Raw genomic sequence first — 16,173 nt, forward strand, 5'->3', positions numbered from 1 at the left:
GTGGTGTGGATTATTCTTCAATAAACAGGGTCGGTAACGACGCTTCAGACTGTTTAAGGAGTGCCAGTTTCATCTCTTTGATCAGTGCTGTTTGGTTTGGCAGAGAGAGCGCATGCACATCCGCTACCAAAGTGCCGTGTTCGGCATCGTGATAGATCATGCCGCAGGCTGCGGGCTTACCTTTGAAGAAGCCGACGAACAATTGCGCCGGTGAGGCAGGCTCAAGCATAATTTGCGTGAGGTATTCAACAAGGGCTTCTTGTTCGTCATCACTTTGGTCCCATTTGCTGGCCAACACAAGTGAATAACGAATAGTCAGGGGATGGCAGTCAACAGGGTAAATCGATAAGGAGCCATCCGGTGATTCCAAAGGCTCAGTGACCGAGGTGGCATTCAACAAGGGCTGATCACGTTGATAGAGCGCAAGGCCAGTTTCGCTGAGTGGGGTTGGAAACTCGGCGTCTACAATGTGGCTGGCCATCCACGTATTCTTTAGATTAATTAATTGTTGCATCGAGACTGCTGACCGTTATCGTTGCTTTTAGTTACCCACACCATACCGTAAATAATAGACGGAAGGTATGGGTTCGCGGCTAAATGCTTAATTAATGATTAAAAATAACGTCATCGGCTTCTACACGGTGTCTGTCACTGTAGATCCCATCGTCAGCGCGTGAACCACAACTGATGATCATGGTAATTTCAGCGTTGCGCGGTAGCCCTAATAGCTGTTTAGTTCGTGCAGAATCAAACCCTTCCATCGGGCACGTGTCGTAACCTTCTGCACGCATGGCGGTCATGAATGTCATCGCGGCCAGCGAACTGCTTTTGTGTAGACACACCCGTAAATCGGCTTTGCTCACTTCACGTACCATGGGTTTTTTCAAACCAAGGCAAAAGGTGAGTAGTTTACGCCCCATGCCGAGAATACCCCATTTGTCATTACGATAAACAAATGGGATCAAGGTTTCGTAGTATTTAAGTGCCCGTTTTGCGGTCGCGTCATTTCGCCCTTCAAAGGCATTTCGTACCTGCATGGCGTTTCCTTGTGCTCGCCCCTTCCATTTGTATGGCGTGACCACGAAAACAACCAGTTCATTGGCGGTTTTAGCGGCGTTTTGTCCCATGCAGTAGTGGGCGAGTGTGCGGCGTTTTTCATCGGAAACAACGCGGTGAAACTCCCACAATTGCATGTTGGAGCTGTTGGGGGACAGTGTTGCCAGTGTCAGCGCACGCGTCACGGCGTCATGATCAAACGGCACGGTGGGATCATATTTTCGTACGGAGCGGCGAGAGTGAACGAGTTCGCTATACACGTGTTGCGTGTTTGATATGGCATCTGGCATGGGATCTGACATAAGAACATCCTGACGGCTTCAATGGGGTGAACAATGAATAACGGGTCAGGCATTATGGCATGAAGTATTCAGTGTTTGTCGAAAAAGTCTTTATTGCGAATGTATTTGTTCATGTAGTGATAGGTGATGGGGCGTAATAACCAACTGATGATTGAGCGGTAAAAACGCTGAAACGTCGGGGTGTCTTCGTAGATTTTACCGTTGTGGAGCCACAACATTTTGCCAACGTGCCAATAGATGAGTGGGATAGGGGGCAGGAACGTCACCATGTCCAGATCACAGCAAATACGGTAAGTGTGCTGTGACAAGGGGTACTGCTGTTTGAAGCTCCAAAATCCCGTGGCCGGTTGGCCAAAAGTCACAATGCGTTTTATGGCATGGGGATGGGTTTGATATAAGCGATGCGCCACCAGAATGGCCATCGCGCCGCCAGAAGAATGACCGGTGAACGCGACTTTCTTCCCTGCCTTGATTAACGGCAAAAGCACGTGCTCAATTTGCTGGTACAGCGTTTGGTTACGCAGGTTTAGCTGTTCACTGTTGTGCTGTATTTCCGCGTTAAGATTGCTACTAAAATGCGCACGTTCTGGCGTGGTTGAGAATTTGCTGCGTTGTTCCAGTAAGGAATAGTAGCCCCAATGGACATGGCAATGCGTGTCGCCCGCCGGGATTTTTTTAGGGAAAAAGGCCAGATTCATCATCCAATCCCACAGGCTTTGCGTGCCTTTAAACACCACCACAACGTCTTTTTTCTCGCTCCAGAGCAAGCGAATCACCGTACGCCCCCAGCGATCGGTGATCTCATGGCGTCCCTTTTTGCTAAACCCATAGAGCGTGTGATTAAAGGTCGATGGGTACGCCAAACTGCATAAAATGGCGTAGTGTTCGTATTGGTAGCGTTTTAACCGTTTCATGGCTGTTCGATAGTGGCGTATCAGTCACTTAACTCTAGCGGCTATTTATAGCAAGTGTGTGACAGTGGCGGCGCTCAACGCCGTGATCTCGGTAGTGAAAGGGGACGAAAAAATGTCATGTCACATTGATAGACTGCGATTTCATTGAATTGACTTCAAACTTTATGAACATCAATGCGCAAAAAGTATGTGATTTGATATAAGAATAGTAAACGGTGGAGTTATTCTTTTTACTTATTGTTCGTTAACGCATGGCAGGAAATACATGATGGAATATGATTTTAAATCTCACCCATTGCTTCAACTCACACAGGCAACACAGCCTGAGGCTATCATCAAACAGTTTCAAGCCATGATGTTGGCAGGGAAAGCGGTGGAGTCAATCACGGTGGCGAACACCAAGCAAGCGATAGAACAAAGTTATGAACACAGTTTGAAATTGTTGGAAGCAATGGATAAGCAGTTTCAGACAACCGGTGATACACAACAAGCGTTGTGCTTCCCTTTTGATGTGATGGACCAATTTACGCGCAATGTTAGTGAGCAATGGAAAATGTTAGCGGGGCTGTCAGTGGCGTCAGTGGCGGATCTGGAAGCGGATCTCGAGCAACACAAAAGAGTGGTTGAGGAATTAAATGCCACGGTCACCACGTTAGAAGGGGCATTGAAAGTCCGCGAAGAAGAGCTAGAACAAGCCGATGCCGATACCAATAAAGCGCTGAAAGCGAAACAAGTTGCCCAACGCAATGCGCGTAAGCTGAAATCTGACTTAGAGTTAAGCCTTGAGCAGGTGCAAGCCTTAGCTGCACAAGTGAAAGAACTGGAAGCGTCAGTGGCACAGCAGCAAAACGATAATGCGGTTCTCGTTCAACTGCATGATGAGCGTGAAAAAGAAGTGACCACGTTGCAGGCCGATTTGGATGCGGTCAAGCTTGAGCAACAGCAACAGCAACAGCAACAGCAACAGCAACAGCAACAGCAAGAACAGCAGCAACAACAGGGTGCATAATCTTTATGACACTGCAGACAAGAAGCGCCGAAAGGCGCTTTTTTGTTATCCGTGTTTAATTAAGAGACGCAGTTAACAAGAACACTTTTTTTCAATTGAACCATCATTAACCATATTGACGGCAAACGTTTTCGTGACTATTCTGGCTTACAAGTGTAAGCTCAAATTGAACGAGCGAAAATTCAACAAAAAGGTTAATAAGGATGACGACCCCCCAACCCCCTTTGATCTGGCTTAATGTCGTACTGTTTACAACAACCATGGCGATTGCCCTGATTGGCACGCCGCTGTATGCGTGGCACGTGGGTGTCGATGGCGCACAAATCATGATGCTACTGGTGGCGTTTACTTTTTGTGGCATGTCGATTACGGCGGGTTACCATCGTCTGTGGTCACATAAAACCTATGAAGCCAATAAACCGATGCGGGCGATATTTGCGATTGGTGGGGCGTTCGCCCTGCAAAACAGTATTTTGCACTGGTCATCGGATCATCGCGTGCATCATCGTCATGTGGATAACAATGACAAAGATCCGTACTCCGCGAAAAAAGGGTTTTTCTACAGCCATATCGGGTGGATGCTGCGTGATTATCAAGCCAGTCGTTACAGTGATTACAGCAATTGTCGTGACTTACAGAAAGATCCTATCGTGATGTGGCAGCATAAGTATTATGTGCCATTGGCTGTGGCCACCAATGTCGGTATTCCGCTGGTCTTTGGCCTGATCCATGGCGATGTATGGGGCGCGTTATTATTGGTGGGCGTATTACGTTTAGTGCTCAGCCACCACACGACGTTTTTCATTAATTCATTGGCACATATCTGGGGTACACAGCCGTATACGGATAACAATACCGCCCGTGATAATGGCTTTTTGGCCTTGTTGACCTTTGGTGAGGGGTACCATAACTACCACCACATTTTTGAAAATGATTACCGTAACGGTATTCGCTGGTGGCAGTTTGACCCAACAAAATGGTTGATTAAAAGTTGCGCATGGATGGGCATGGCCAAGAACTTGCGTACCAGTCCGGAAGACAAAGTGGAAAAAGCACGTGCGGCCATGCTGCATCAACGTGTACAGAAAAAGCTTAGAGCCTTGCCAAACCCACAAGCGCGTTTACAGCGGTTGGATGAAGAATATGAAGCCCTATTGCAAAAAATGGCGGATTACTATGCCGCCCAAAAGCGCATGCTGGAGCTGAAGAAAAAACACTTGTTGCAGCACTACGATAGTTTCGAATTTATGCAGCAATACCATGAAATGAAGTGCCGTCTGGATGAACAGCGAAGGGCATGGGAACGCTTAACGGCACAGTATGCATAGCTAAGATGTGTCGGTGCTTCACAATAAAAACAGTGTGAGTTGCGAACGGGGCCGAGGCCCCGTTTTTGTTGCACGCCTCATAGTGATAGAATGCAGGCCAGTGACAGGCTTGACGTTAAAATGACGAAAGCGCTTAACGGGTGACGTAGAATTGGCGCGATGATTCTCAAAAGTGAGAAATAACGCGCTCAGATCGAGTCATTGAATGAAATTTGCCATAATTGAGGGGTTACATTGATGGAGGCACTGTTTTGAGACGCTTATTGCTCTTAATGCTTGTTAGTTTCATGTCGTTGTCGGCACACGCGGTTGAGTACAATCGACCTGCGCCAGACAGTAAGCTTGTGGGCGTCATGGAGTATTACCAAGTCATGGAAGGCGATAGCTTATTAGATATTGCGAATAGATATGATGTGGGGCTGTTACTGCTGATGGCATCGAACCCTGGGGTCGATCCTTTTCTGCCAACACCGGGCTCATTGCTGACTATTCCTATGCAGCTCATCCTGCCGGATGTGAAGCGCGAAGGAATAGTGATCAATTTGGCTGAGCTCCGCTTGTATTACTTCCCGAAAAACAGCGAAAAAATGTACGTGTTCCCGATTGGGATCGGCCGTGTAGGGCGTGAAACACCGCGCATGACCACGAAGATCAGTCAAATGATCAAGAACCCAACGTGGACACCGACTGCCAACATTCGTAAAGAGTACCGCGAAAAGCACAATATTGAGCTACCGGGCGTCGTGCCTGCGGGGCCAGAAAACCCATTGGGTGATTATGCAATGCGACTCTCACAAGGGGGCGGCCAGTACTTGATCCACGGTACCAACAAAGACTTTGGTATTGGTATGCGTGTCAGCTCAGGCTGTATTCGTATGAACCCATGGGATGTTGAATGGCTATTTGCACAAGTGCGTCGTGGTACGGTCGTGCGCATCATCAATCAGCCGGTGAAAGAAACCACAGAGCCAGACGGTTCCGTTTACGTGGAAGTGCATGAACCACTTTCTCGAGATGAAGCGCAGCTCGGTGAGTTCAAAGCCGTGAATGCCTCTGATGCCTTGGTGTCAGCGGTCGTGAGTGATGATCAAGCTAGCATGGCGCTATCACGCGCATTGAATGATCAGCAAGGCTTACCGATCAAACTGAGATAATCGATGGATTCGGTCACTGACACGTCAGTGCTTCAACATAAAAAAGCAGCGTAATCGCTGCTTTTTTTATTGCTTGGAGAAGGGGATGTTATTCAATAATGGTTGAAATCAGACGTTGGTCATCCAAACCTTCAAGCGGGGAAGGGACAAACACCAAGGTGCGTAGCTCAGGGTGTTGGTCATCGAGAATTTGCTTGTCGCGTTCAGCCACGAAATCATGGTGAATTTTGGCAAAGCCGCTAGGGTACTTGGTATTCCAGAGCGGGCTTTTGGCAATCAAACTGGACGTTATAAATTGTCCAATATAGGTCACTTGATTAGGTGCGATGATAATGTGTCCGCCCACATTGCTGACCGACTTAGATTTCACGGTTTGAATACCATTGCTGCCTTTGAAACTCACTGAATCCAACTCATAGTGACCCGCAGGTAAAGGCAAGGTGAATAATTGCCCTTCCAGTGCGTCGGTTTCAAAATCAGGGGAAGAATCAAACCGGCTGACCGTGATCATTTCCTTGCTTTCTATATGACGGATATTCAATGTGGTGACAATTTTGTTGCCGGTTGCAGGCCAGACGGTATTGACCCCGAGGGTGCCGACGAGATAACCGCTGTGTTCATGCGATGATGCGATCGGGTCGGGAATATTGACCGCAATCCCATTACTGCACCCCGCGAGAAGCAAAAGAGAAATAAACAAAATGATGCGCTTCATGTGACCTCCTTGCTGAAGCAATTTGTTTAGAATGTTGCCATACGTGAGCGTGATTCCGTTACGTTCATTGTGCATTATGACGTTTCCACTATAAGGGAGATGCCCTGTTATACCTAACGCATCACCTCAAGAGTTATAGGTGGGTTCGATTGAAACAGCGAAAAAATGCGAATCAGGCCAATTTTGCCTCAATCATCCCCGTTTTTTTGTTCATCATTTCTATTTATCTATCGTGCAGTCAGCGCTATGAGGTTTAAAAGGCAAGATATGTTACCCTTGCTGCGGCTGCCCAACATGATGTTCGACTAAAATGAAAACCCTCCCGACGATAAAAGCGATCTTCCACCTTGGTAACAAAGAAGGGTTGGCGTTTAAGCTTTTTTCTTCCTTTGCTGTTAGCTTGTTTATTATTCTGTTATTGCAAAACTTGGCGGAAGCGGCGTTGGTTCGAACGCTGCTGCATATTCCCAAGCCGATACAAGCCCAAATGCAAGAGATGGCCGATCAAGCCGAAGTCATGATTGAACGTGGTGATAGGGCGGCACTGGCAGCGTGGGAAGAAGCGCAGCCGTTTAAAGTGTTCGTGCTTGACGCGCAAAATGAAGAACTCAGTGGCCGTGAAATGCACCCGCATTTTGCCTTCAAATTGCGGTTTGCTCGCGATATAGATACCCGGTTCGACAATAAAGTGAACCAACCCATTATTACTTTGCCGTTGGTATCTGGTGATCGACTGGTGATCCAATTTCCCCATCAACTGCATCCCGCACGGATCTTTACGTACTATTTTACTGCCATCAAAGCGGTGATAGCGGTACTTATTCTAGGGGTGTTGTCGTTATTGTTGACGCGCTACCTGCAAGCGCCGTTGAAAAAACTGCAAGAGGCGAGCCACCGATTAGCCGAAGGGAATTTCTCCGTGCGCGTCAGTCAAGAGGTTGGTGACAGTGTCACGGAGTTTAAAGCGTTAGCAGAGAGCTTTGATCATATGACGCAGCGCATTGAAGCCTTGAATGCCAAACAAAAGCGGCTGATCCGCGATGTCTCTCATGAACTGAAAACGCCGCTTGCGCGTCATGAGTTGGCATTGCATCTGTTAAGACGCAAGATGCCCGATGAACAACAGGTTTATTTACAACGATTAGAAAACGAATCCAACGAGATGAATGCGTTGGTGAACGAAATCTTAGCGTTTAGTCAGTTAGAAAATGCCCACTATCAACCCACGTTAGTGCCGATTGATCTACATGCACTTTGCGAACAGCACCTCTCTAAGATGCAACAAGGGCTGCATGGCACACAAACGTTATCCCTCGCCGGTGAACCGGGCAGGGCACGAGAGCCACACTGGGTTATGGCCGACCACACATTAGTGTTACGCGTGTTGAACAATACGATTGGCAATGCCATCAAATATGCGGGTGAGGATGCGCAGATCGTGGTGTCGCTGGTGGGCGCAGATATTCGGATCACGGACAGTGGCAATGGTATTCCACCGCAGTACTTGCCGTCGATTTTTGACCCATTTACCCGTGTGCAAGCTGGGCGAGAGAAATCTGCAGGCGGTTATGGTCTAGGGTTGGCGATCGTTAAAGAGTCGATGGCGTTGATGAACGGAGACGTTGTGGCAGCAAACGTGCCTGAGGGTTTTCGTATAACGCTGACTTTTCAATCATCGTAACAAAGCAAGAAAGCGGTGAGTAAAAGAGAGCACGCTGACAGCTTCCTATAAAGCATGAAGCTGTCAGACCGTAAAGTGGTAACGGGATCTTACTGTTTAGCTTCAGGCTTGATCACGTTCTTAAACTTGCTCGCTTTGCTACGCAGGTAATCTACGTCAGGCGGGAAGTCTTTGTTCGATTTGGCATGTGTCATCATGTCGAATACTGTGAATTCAGTCAGAATTGCGTATTGGTATTCGTTGAAATCGCCTTCCACTTGCAGGGTAGGGTCGTAATACTTGTCGCCTTTGCGAATAATAGCGTGGTCAATGACCGTTTCTTCGCAACGGTAACCCAGCACATAACGCTCGCCTTTACAGTAAATCACGTTCATATAGCTGTTGTAAAAACTCTCACCTTCCACTTTGGTGCAGCTTTCTAGCATGTCTTCGTCCATAGCGGACACAGTGACAATACGCATTTTTTCAGCAATAAGATTTAACGCATTAAGTTGGCGACGAACGTCATCTAGGTTTACTTCTGTCACTTCATATATACCGGATAATAAAAAACCGCTGCATTATACCTCTCGGCGTGCGAAATAACAGGTTTTATGATGATGAGCAACATGCTGACAAAATTATTACAAATGCAAAGATTGTAAATTGAATGCAAATGGTAATGGTTATCACTTATATTTCGTTTCAGAATTTTAGCGGCGCTCAAGCGCTCTTAGGTACAGCCACACTGCCGATTGACAATACTAACTATCCGGCATGAGTACCACGCATTACTTTGGAGTAACGGAATATGTTTTCAAAAAGTCAGTTGGCTTTGTTCATTGGTGCTGTTCTTGCCACACCGGTTGTTGTTGCACAAACGCACACTGAAACCACAGAAGTGGATGAGCACATGGTGGTTACAGGTCGTGACTACGGTTATAAAGCCGACACTAACACCAGCGCTATGCGCATTGAAGCCACACAGCTTGAAACCCCAGGACAAGTGTCCATCATCGACGAACAAGTGATCGATGAGCAGCGTGCGACTACGTTGGGTGAAGTACTACGTAATGACTCCAGTATTTCGGAAGGCGGCAAAGGCCGTAACCGTGAAACCTTTTTCCTGCGTGGTTTTGAACTTGATAGTGGCGACAGCTTCCTACGTGACGGTAAACAACACTGGTCACACTACCGTCAGCCGATTGAACTGCTTGAGCGTGTAGAAGTATTGAAAGGCCCTGCGGGTTTGCTTTACGGTAAATCAGCACCGGGTGGCTTGATCAACATGGTGGCGAAGAAGCCAACTTATGAAACCCAAGTCAATGTAAGCCAAGATATCGGCTCTGATAACGAATCACGTACTGTGGTTGACGTGAGCGGTGCCCTGAACGAAGCGCAAACGCTACGTGCCCGTGCTATCGTCGCGAAACACAACTACGACTCATGGCGTCGTTACAATGATGGCAGCACACCATCAACCGAACGTTTTGTGGGCGGCTTGTTTGTTGATTACGATGTAACAGACAACACAACCGTGTCTTTCCACTACGACCGTACTAACGACAACGGCAGCGTGGATACCGGTGCGTGGATCGTAGATGGCGAGCCAGTTCTAGGTGAGAAGCACATCTGGGATGCACAGTGGTCAAACATCGAAAACGATGTGGAAAACATCGGTGTGGACGTGAATACCCACCTGACTGATACATGGCGCATGTCAGCGAGCTATAACCGTCAAGACTTCGAACGTCGTGACACAGAGAGCTTTACCGATCCAACCACATATGATGCAGCGACAGGCACGTTCAAATACAACGCGTACGACCGTTGGGATAACTGGAAGTTTGATACGGCGAACGTGGATTTCATCGGTGAATTCGATGCTGCCGGCATGTCACACCAGCTATTGGTGGGGGCTAACTGGTTGGGTTACCACTATGAAACCCAAAGTCAGTACCTGAAAAACGGTTATGAGGTTGCTGTTGGTGAATCAATGATCAAACCAACCGATCTGCATTACTCCAATGGCAAGCAGAAAGATCCAACAGAACGCGATTCTTACGGTATTTACCTGCAAGACATGGTGACGATTAACGATGCTTGGCAGGTGCTGGCGGGTGTACGTTTTGACCGTCATGAAACAGCAGCAGGTGATTACAACAACGTATTGCCAAAAGCAGCGGTGATTTACCATCCAGCAGAGAACGGTTCGATTTACTTCACTTACTCTGAAAGCTTTGAACCTCAAGATCCGGTCGATAACGAAAATGATGTGAACGACGGCATGGAATTGGACCCAGTAAAAGGCACGTTATACGAGCTTGGTTCAAAGTGGGAGCTGTTTGATGGTCAAGCGTTAGTATCGGGTGCTATCTTCGATATCACGCAAGAAAACAAAGTCGTGAACGAAGATGTGAACACGGGTGGTAATACTTCAATTACTACACAGGTCGGTGAGCAAAAGCACCGTGGTGCAGAGTTCTCTGTTTCAGGTTACGTAACTGAGCAACTGGCGCTGAACGGTAGCATGACTTACCTAGATGCGAAGATTGTTGACCCGACAGATACAAGCATCGACGGTAACCGTCCTGCTGACGTGCCTGAGTTTGCTGCCAGCATTTGGTCTCGTTACTCAGTGACGAACAACACAGACATTAACTTGGGTCTGTTCTACGAAGGTTCGCGTTTTGGTGATGAGAAAAACACCTACAAAAAAGACGCCTACACCCGTGTAGATGCCGGCGTTGCTCATACTATCAAGTATGACGAAAACCTAGACGTTATTATGCGCCTAAATGTGAACAACCTGTTTGATACCGACTACTTAGCCGGTGGCAGCCAGACCAAAACCATCATTGGTGAAGGTCGCAATTACATGGCAACCGTACAGTTTAGCTACTAATAATGTGAAGAATGAATGGGGAAGTGAAAGCTTCCCCATTTTTCGTTGTATTTTTATACAAATGATATTTATTTGCATTTGAAAGATTGTTGTTTTGCGGCATAATAGCGCCGTTTTTTGTTTCTAATACGATATAGCCTCACGCTCTCCCGAATGGAATCTCGCGTGTTGTGTTTTTTTCACTTATTTAACTTGATTGACGATCAAATGAACTTAAAGAAAACCAGTTTAGCCCTTTTGATGTTTAGCAGCATTACAGGCGCACAGGCCAGTGCACTGAGCGATGCGCGTTCGGTTGAAAGCGCGATGAATCAGGCATCGACCAGCAGTCAAAAGAAAATTGATAAAAGTGCGGAAGCAACATTATCAATGACGGCAGAGATTGAGCAACTTCAAGAAGAAGTGGCAAACTTGCGCGTGTACCGTGACCACATGGCGAACTTGGTCGCGAGCCAAACCGAAGAAGTGAAGAGTCTCGATACGCAAATTGCAGGCATTAAAGAGACCCGCCAAGGGGTAGTGCCACTGATGTACCGCATGTTGGATGGACTCAAAGAGAGCGTGGCCAACGACAAGCCTATTCGTCAAGAGCAACGTCTGGCGCGTATCGAAAAGCTAGGAAAAATGATGGTGCAGGCGGATATCAGTGACGCCGAAAAGTACCGCCGTATCCTTGAAGCCTACCAAATTGAAATGGATTACGGCACCAAGATGGGTATCTACCAAGGGCAAATCGCTCTGGCTGACACTCAGATTGACGCCGACCTACTGTATTTAGGACGAGTCTCGTTTGTTGCCCGTAGTCTTGACGGTACCCAGTTTTGGGCATGGAACGACAACACTGCACATTGGCAACCCCTTGCCAGTGACTACAGCAAAGACATCAATAAAGCCTTTGCGATTGCCTCAAAAACCGCTGCGCCGAGTTTGCTAACGCTGCCAGTCTCTGTGAATGTGGAGAATAACTAACATGAAATTCAAAGCATTAACCGTGGCGCTGTGCCTATTCAGCATTCCGATGACCGCTAGTGCCAGCCAAACGTTGTCGAGTCAATCATTGGTAGATCAAACCCGTCAAGAGCAAAAAGTCGAAAACGCCCATAACCAACAGCGTGAAAAAGGCTTCAACCTAACGGAAAAAGAGATCAAAGCACAACGTGATGCGCTGCTAAAACAACGTAAACAGCTGCAAGCGGAAACCGATCAGTTGAGCAAAACGTTCAGCGATAACGAAAACCAACTGGCACGGTTAGAAGAACAACTGCGTTTGGAAACCGGTAGCTTAGGTGAGTTGTTCGGTGTGGTACGTCAAGCCGCGAAAGATTTAGATGCGGAAATGACCACCTCAGTTACTGGCGTTGACCGCCATGCGTACCACGATGTGGTGAATGACATTGTAGAAGCCAAAGCGTTGCCGTCATTGACGCAATTAACCGGCCTATGGCAAGGCTTGGAAGAGCAAATTGCAGCAAGCCGTGAAATGCGCCCGGTGTCTGTGCCATTCATTAATGGCCAAGGTCACCGTGCTAACGTTGATGCTTACCGTTTAGGCAGCATGGGTCTGATTGGTGAACAAGGCTACATGGCGTGGGATGGTCAGCGTGAAGTGGCAAAATCCTACCTGAAGCAGCCAGACAACGGTCCAGTGTTTGCTGGTATGCATGATTTAACCCAAACCGGTTTGCAAGCAACCGTGGTGGATCCGTCACGCGGTATCATGCTAGAGCAACTGGCGAACAGTCCAACATTGACCGACCGCCTCGCGTTCGGTGGGGTGATCGGTAATATCATCATTGGTCTATTGGCGATCGGCTTGATCATTGCGCTGTTCCGAGGTGCGAAGTTGACCGTGATTCGTCAGCAGATCCGCAGCCAATTGAAAAACCCAACGGTACCGGGTAACAACCCACTGGGTCGTGTGTTGAGTGTGTACAGCAAAGATCAAAAACGCAGTGTTGAAGCGCTGGAACTGCGCCTGCTTGAAGCGATTGTGGATGAGCAACATGGCCTAGAAAAAGGCCTGTCGATGCTGAAACTGCTGGCGGCACTGGCACCGATGTTAGGTCTGTTGGGTACTGTAACCGGTATGATTGAAACCTTCCAAGTGATCACCCAGTTTGGTAATGGCGATCCAACGGTGATGGCGGGCGGTATTTCAATGGCGTTGGTGACGACGGTATTGGGCTTGGTGGCGGCGATGCCGTTGCTGTTGGCGCACAACATGTTGAGCACCCAAGCGGATAACATTCGCAATATCCTTGAGAAGCAGGGCATCAGCCTTGTTGCTGAACAAGCCGAAAAAGCAGGAATGTCAGCGTAATGGAAAACAGCCTTTTTGAAATCACCTTGGCACCTATGTCAGTTTTTGACGCCTGGCGGTATTCATTAGAGCAGTTTATGAACCAGGGTGGCCAAGTGCTTTGGTGGTTGGCCGCCGTTGTCGTGTTGTGTTGGGTATTGGTGGTTGAGCGGGTCTTGTACTTGCTGGTTACCTACCCAAAACAGCAGCAGCAATGGTTAAGTGCATGGGCAGAACGGGGGGATCAAACCTCGTGGTATGCCCATGCGCTGCGCAACGGCTGGTTAAGCCAAGCGCATATTGCTCTTAACCAACATTTGAATTTAATCAAAGTGTTGGTGGCTATTTGCCCGATGTTAGGTTTGTTAGGCACTGTAACGGGGATGATCTCCGTGTTTGATGTCATGGCGACCCAAGGCAGCAGCCAGCCCCGCTTAATGGCGTCAGGCATTTCATTAGCGACCCTGCCGACCATGGCCGGTATGGTGGCCGCATTAACCGGGATGTTTATTCATTCTCGGTTAGCCAAAGCCTGTCAATTTCGTGAATTAAAGTTAGAAAAATTATTGAGGAGTCAGTGATGCGACTGAATCGTCCGTCGTCGGCCCGTGAGGATGCACAGGTCGATCTGACATCCATGCTGGATATCGTTTTTATCATGCTGATCTTCTTCATTGTGACCAGCTCGTTTGTTCGCGAGTCTGGGGTGGAAGTGAACCGCCCACAGGCCAGCAATGTGGTTAGTCAGAAAGATGCCGGTATTTTCATTGCCGTAACGTCAGCCAATGATATCTATATTGATAAACGAGTCGTTGATGTAGAACGCGTACAAGCAACTCTTGAACACATGTTGCTTGAGCAGCCTGACGCCTCATTGGTGATCCAAGCGGATGAGCACGCGTACAATGGTACCGTTGTGAAAGTGATGGATGCCGCGAAAGGTGCGGGCGTGAAGAGCATCGCGCTGGCAGCGGAGAAAGGCTAATGTTGCGTTTGTTGGTCGCATTACCGATTGCACTGGCCATGGCGTTAGGGTTATTTACCTTTATGGCCTGGATGGTGGACAACGGGCATCAGCGTGCTGAAAATGACAAAACAATTGTCGCCATTGATATGGTGATGGTGGAGCAAGAGCGCGAAGCCCGTCGTCGTCAACGTGCGGTGCCTGAAAAGCCGGATACCCCAGAGCCACCGCCACAAGCGATGCCAACGGCCAGCACACAAGCCGTCACCAATACCGTGGCGCCGAGTATGCCGAGTTTGAACTTGGACACAGCGGTGTCAGGGTTAGCTATCAATATGCCGACATTTTCTGATTTCGGCGCTAATCAGCAAGCCATGCCGTTATACCGCGTAGAGCCACGTTATCCTGCTCGTGCGATGAAGCAAGGCGCGGAAGGTTATGTGGTGATGTCCTTTACCATTGACACCCAAGGCCGCCCAACGGAAGTAAAAGTGATTGATGCTAAACCACGCCGCTTGTTTGAGCGTGAAGCGATGCGCGCGCTGAAAAAGTGGAAATATCAACCTAAGGTATTGGATGGCAAAGCGATTGCACAGGTAGGCCAAACGGTCAGACTGGAGTTTAAAATTCAAAAATGATGAAGAAAATCGCACTCATCGTTGCGCTGGCTTTACCGTTAGGCGCATTTTCGAGCACGGCATCGGCGGAATTATCACAATTCACCGCAGGGAAAGTACAGCGGGCCAACACGCTTCAGCAAGACGATAAGCTGGATCAAGCCATTGCGATGCTGGAAGGGTTAGACCCATCCCGTGATTATGACGAAGCATTTGTTCAGCGCATGCTGGGTGTATTTTACTGGCAGCAAGGCAACAGCAAAAAAGCCATTGCCAATCTTACTGCTGCGGTGAAAAGTGGCCTGTTAGAAGACGAGCAAGCCTGGATCACGCAACGCATGTTGGCCGATATCTTATTGTCTGATGCGCAATATAAGCAGGCACTGCCGCATTACTATGCGTTGACGAAATCGGTACCGGCTAATCAAAAGGCGGATGAATTGTGGTTCCGTATCGCACAATCTCATTATCAGATTTCTGAATGGCAATCCGTATTAAAGGCCATTGCTCAGCAACAGCGTTATGCTAAAAAAGCGGATGTACAATCACTGACGTTAAAGCTAGGGGCACAGTTGCAGTTACAACAGTGGAAAGGGGCGATCCCGACACTGGAGCAACTGATCACGCTGGAACCGAAGAAAACCGTATGGTGGCAGCAGTTGGCGGGTATTCAATTGCGTATTGGTCATTCAAAATCAGCGCTTGAGACTTTGGCACTGGCGAAACGTAATGGTATTGCTCTGACTCAGCAAGATCTGAAAACGCTGGGTCAATTGTATGCACAGCGAGGAATGCCGGAACGTGCGGCCCGTTTGTATGCCGAACTTGACCACGCCAACACCGATGTCGAGCTTGTTTCTGCTCAGGCACAATATTGGCAAATGGCCAAAGAGTGGGATAAAGCAATTAGTGCATGGCGAGTTGCCGCCACGCTGAATAACAAATACCGCTGGCCATTGGCGCAGTTATTGTTGCAAGAAGGCCAATACCAACGTGCCATTGCGCAGCTGGATAAAGTCACCAGTAAACGCCATGCGTCTGATGTGGAATTAGCCAAAGTGCGTGCGTACTACAAACTGGACAACTTCGATCAGGCGATTATTCACGCCAAGCGTGCGGATAACATCAAGTCGACATCGGCATCGAAAAGCTGGATTCAGTACCTGAACCAGATGCGTAAGATGGAAAGCTAGAAAAGCATTGACGCGATTGCGTACAGTCGATTAGTCAACGAATAAAAAAGAGGCCAT

16 protein-coding genes are annotated in these 16,173 nt (G+C 48.1%); 11 read left to right on the top strand and 5 right to left on the bottom strand.

Annotated elements, in window-relative coordinates; all coding sequences use genetic code 11:
- Positions 1 to 10: 10 nt before the first annotated feature.
- The 3 genes from ACSF8W_RS07760 to ACSF8W_RS07770 all read right to left on the bottom strand — a co-directional run bounded on the left by ACSF8W_RS07760 (position 11) and on the right by ACSF8W_RS07770 (position 2,272).
- Entirely contained in the window at positions 11 to 514 is a 504-nt protein-coding gene (locus tag ACSF8W_RS07760) for a hypothetical protein (RefSeq protein WP_500846446.1), read from the bottom strand.
- A 91-nt stretch (positions 515 to 605) separates the two neighbouring features.
- Positions 606 to 1,358: a nitroreductase family protein gene (locus ACSF8W_RS07765; RefSeq protein WP_500846448.1), complete on the bottom strand. Its 753-nt coding sequence runs from the start codon at positions 1,356 to 1,358 to the stop codon at positions 606 to 608.
- A 68-nt stretch (positions 1,359 to 1,426) separates the two neighbouring features.
- Positions 1,427 to 2,272 (bottom strand): lipase family protein, encoded by an 846-nt coding sequence (locus ACSF8W_RS07770; protein ID WP_500846450.1) that lies wholly within the window; start codon positions 2,270 to 2,272, stop codon positions 1,427 to 1,429.
- A gap of 265 nt (positions 2,273 to 2,537) precedes the next feature.
- Here ACSF8W_RS07770 and ACSF8W_RS07775 point away from each other — a divergent pair, with 265 nt between their 5' ends.
- From ACSF8W_RS07775 to ACSF8W_RS07785, 3 genes are all read left to right on the top strand, one after another.
- A complete protein-coding gene (locus tag ACSF8W_RS07775) occupies positions 2,538 to 3,281 on the top strand; it encodes a hypothetical protein (protein WP_500846452.1) in 744 nt (247 codons plus the stop codon).
- Positions 3,282 to 3,484: 203 nt separating this feature from the next.
- Complete coding sequence (locus tag ACSF8W_RS07780) at positions 3,485 to 4,609, top strand: acyl-CoA desaturase (protein ID WP_500846454.1); 1,125 nt, start codon at positions 3,485 to 3,487, stop codon at positions 4,607 to 4,609.
- 251 nt (positions 4,610 to 4,860) lie between these two features.
- The gene (locus ACSF8W_RS07785; RefSeq protein ID WP_500846456.1) at positions 4,861 to 5,763 is read left to right on the top strand and encodes a L,D-transpeptidase family protein; all 903 of its coding nucleotides are present in this window, start codon (positions 4,861 to 4,863) and stop codon (positions 5,761 to 5,763) included.
- A gap of 88 nt (positions 5,764 to 5,851) precedes the next feature.
- Here the strand turns inward: ACSF8W_RS07785 and ACSF8W_RS07790 are convergent, their stop codons facing one another.
- Positions 5,852 to 6,478: a hypothetical protein gene (locus ACSF8W_RS07790; RefSeq protein WP_500846458.1), complete on the bottom strand. Its 627-nt coding sequence runs from the start codon at positions 6,476 to 6,478 to the stop codon at positions 5,852 to 5,854.
- A gap of 310 nt (positions 6,479 to 6,788) precedes the next feature.
- Between ACSF8W_RS07790 and ACSF8W_RS07795 the strand changes: the two genes are divergently transcribed.
- A complete protein-coding gene (locus ACSF8W_RS07795) occupies positions 6,789 to 8,159 on the top strand; it encodes a histidine kinase sensor domain-containing protein (RefSeq protein WP_500846460.1) in 1,371 nt (456 codons plus the stop codon).
- 89 nt (positions 8,160 to 8,248) lie between these two features.
- On the opposite strand, the gene ACSF8W_RS07800 is transcribed toward ACSF8W_RS07795, so the two are convergent.
- Positions 8,249 to 8,686, bottom strand: coding sequence for a hypothetical protein (locus tag ACSF8W_RS07800; RefSeq protein ID WP_500846462.1), 438 nt, complete (start codon positions 8,684 to 8,686; stop codon positions 8,249 to 8,251).
- Positions 8,687 to 8,949: 263 nt separating this feature from the next.
- On the opposite strand from ACSF8W_RS07800, the gene ACSF8W_RS07805 reads away from it, so the two are divergent.
- The 7 genes from ACSF8W_RS07805 to ACSF8W_RS07835 all read left to right on the top strand — a co-directional run bounded on the left by ACSF8W_RS07805 (position 8,950) and on the right by ACSF8W_RS07835 (position 16,116).
- A complete protein-coding gene (locus ACSF8W_RS07805) occupies positions 8,950 to 11,043 on the top strand; it encodes a TonB-dependent siderophore receptor (protein WP_500846464.1) in 2,094 nt (697 codons plus the stop codon).
- Between the two features lie 207 nt (positions 11,044 to 11,250).
- Positions 11,251 to 12,012 (top strand): DUF3450 domain-containing protein, encoded by a 762-nt coding sequence (locus ACSF8W_RS07810; RefSeq protein WP_500846465.1) that lies wholly within the window; start codon positions 11,251 to 11,253, stop codon positions 12,010 to 12,012.
- 1 nt (position 12,013) lies between these two features.
- A complete protein-coding gene (locus ACSF8W_RS07815) occupies positions 12,014 to 13,363 on the top strand; it encodes a MotA/TolQ/ExbB proton channel family protein (RefSeq protein WP_500846467.1) in 1,350 nt (449 codons plus the stop codon).
- On the top strand, positions 13,363 to 13,923 hold the full coding sequence (locus ACSF8W_RS07820; RefSeq protein ID WP_428480094.1) for a MotA/TolQ/ExbB proton channel family protein: 561 nt from the start codon (positions 13,363 to 13,365) through the stop codon (positions 13,921 to 13,923). Before ACSF8W_RS07815 ends, ACSF8W_RS07820 begins: the two co-directional genes overlap by 1 nt.
- Positions 13,923 to 14,327, top strand: coding sequence for an ExbD/TolR family protein (locus ACSF8W_RS07825; RefSeq protein ID WP_500846470.1), 405 nt, complete (start codon positions 13,923 to 13,925; stop codon positions 14,325 to 14,327). Before ACSF8W_RS07820 ends, ACSF8W_RS07825 begins: the two co-directional genes overlap by 1 nt.
- Entirely contained in the window at positions 14,327 to 14,944 is a 618-nt protein-coding gene (locus tag ACSF8W_RS07830) for an energy transducer TonB (RefSeq protein ID WP_500846472.1), read from the top strand. The genes ACSF8W_RS07825 and ACSF8W_RS07830 overlap by 1 nt, the downstream gene beginning before the upstream one ends.
- Entirely contained in the window at positions 14,941 to 16,116 is a 1,176-nt protein-coding gene (locus tag ACSF8W_RS07835) for a tetratricopeptide repeat protein (RefSeq protein WP_500846474.1), read from the top strand. The genes ACSF8W_RS07830 and ACSF8W_RS07835 overlap by 4 nt, the downstream gene beginning before the upstream one ends.
- Positions 16,117 to 16,173 lie beyond the last annotated feature (57 nt).

The sequence above is a fragment of the Photobacterium sp. 270122K genome (genome assembly GCF_059941365.1).

Excerpts from the sequence above, each read along its gene's own strand:
- ACSF8W_RS07760 (WP_500846446.1), bottom strand. The coding sequence starts at position 514 with ATGCAACAATTAATTAATCTAAAGAATACGTGGATGGCCAGCCACATT.
- ACSF8W_RS07765 (WP_500846448.1), bottom strand. The coding sequence starts at position 1,358 with ATGTCAGATCCCATGCCAGATGCCATATCAAACACGCAACACGTGTAT.
- ACSF8W_RS07770 (WP_500846450.1), bottom strand. The coding sequence starts at position 2,272 with ATGAAACGGTTAAAACGCTACCAATACGAACACTACGCCATTTTATGC.
- ACSF8W_RS07775 (WP_500846452.1), top strand. The coding sequence starts at position 2,538 with ATGATGGAATATGATTTTAAATCTCACCCATTGCTTCAACTCACACAG.
- ACSF8W_RS07780 (WP_500846454.1), top strand. The coding sequence starts at position 3,485 with ATGACGACCCCCCAACCCCCTTTGATCTGGCTTAATGTCGTACTGTTT.
- ACSF8W_RS07790 (WP_500846458.1), bottom strand. The coding sequence starts at position 6,478 with ATGAAGCGCATCATTTTGTTTATTTCTCTTTTGCTTCTCGCGGGGTGC.
- ACSF8W_RS07795 (WP_500846460.1), top strand. The coding sequence starts at position 6,789 with ATGAAAACCCTCCCGACGATAAAAGCGATCTTCCACCTTGGTAACAAA.
- ACSF8W_RS07805 (WP_500846464.1), top strand. The coding sequence starts at position 8,950 with ATGTTTTCAAAAAGTCAGTTGGCTTTGTTCATTGGTGCTGTTCTTGCC.
- ACSF8W_RS07810 (WP_500846465.1), top strand. The coding sequence starts at position 11,251 with ATGAACTTAAAGAAAACCAGTTTAGCCCTTTTGATGTTTAGCAGCATT.
- ACSF8W_RS07815 (WP_500846467.1), top strand. The coding sequence starts at position 12,014 with ATGAAATTCAAAGCATTAACCGTGGCGCTGTGCCTATTCAGCATTCCG.
- ACSF8W_RS07820 (WP_428480094.1), top strand. The coding sequence starts at position 13,363 with ATGGAAAACAGCCTTTTTGAAATCACCTTGGCACCTATGTCAGTTTTT.
- ACSF8W_RS07825 (WP_500846470.1), top strand. The coding sequence starts at position 13,923 with ATGCGACTGAATCGTCCGTCGTCGGCCCGTGAGGATGCACAGGTCGAT.
- ACSF8W_RS07830 (WP_500846472.1), top strand. The coding sequence starts at position 14,327 with ATGTTGCGTTTGTTGGTCGCATTACCGATTGCACTGGCCATGGCGTTA.
- ACSF8W_RS07835 (WP_500846474.1), top strand. The coding sequence starts at position 14,941 with ATGATGAAGAAAATCGCACTCATCGTTGCGCTGGCTTTACCGTTAGGC.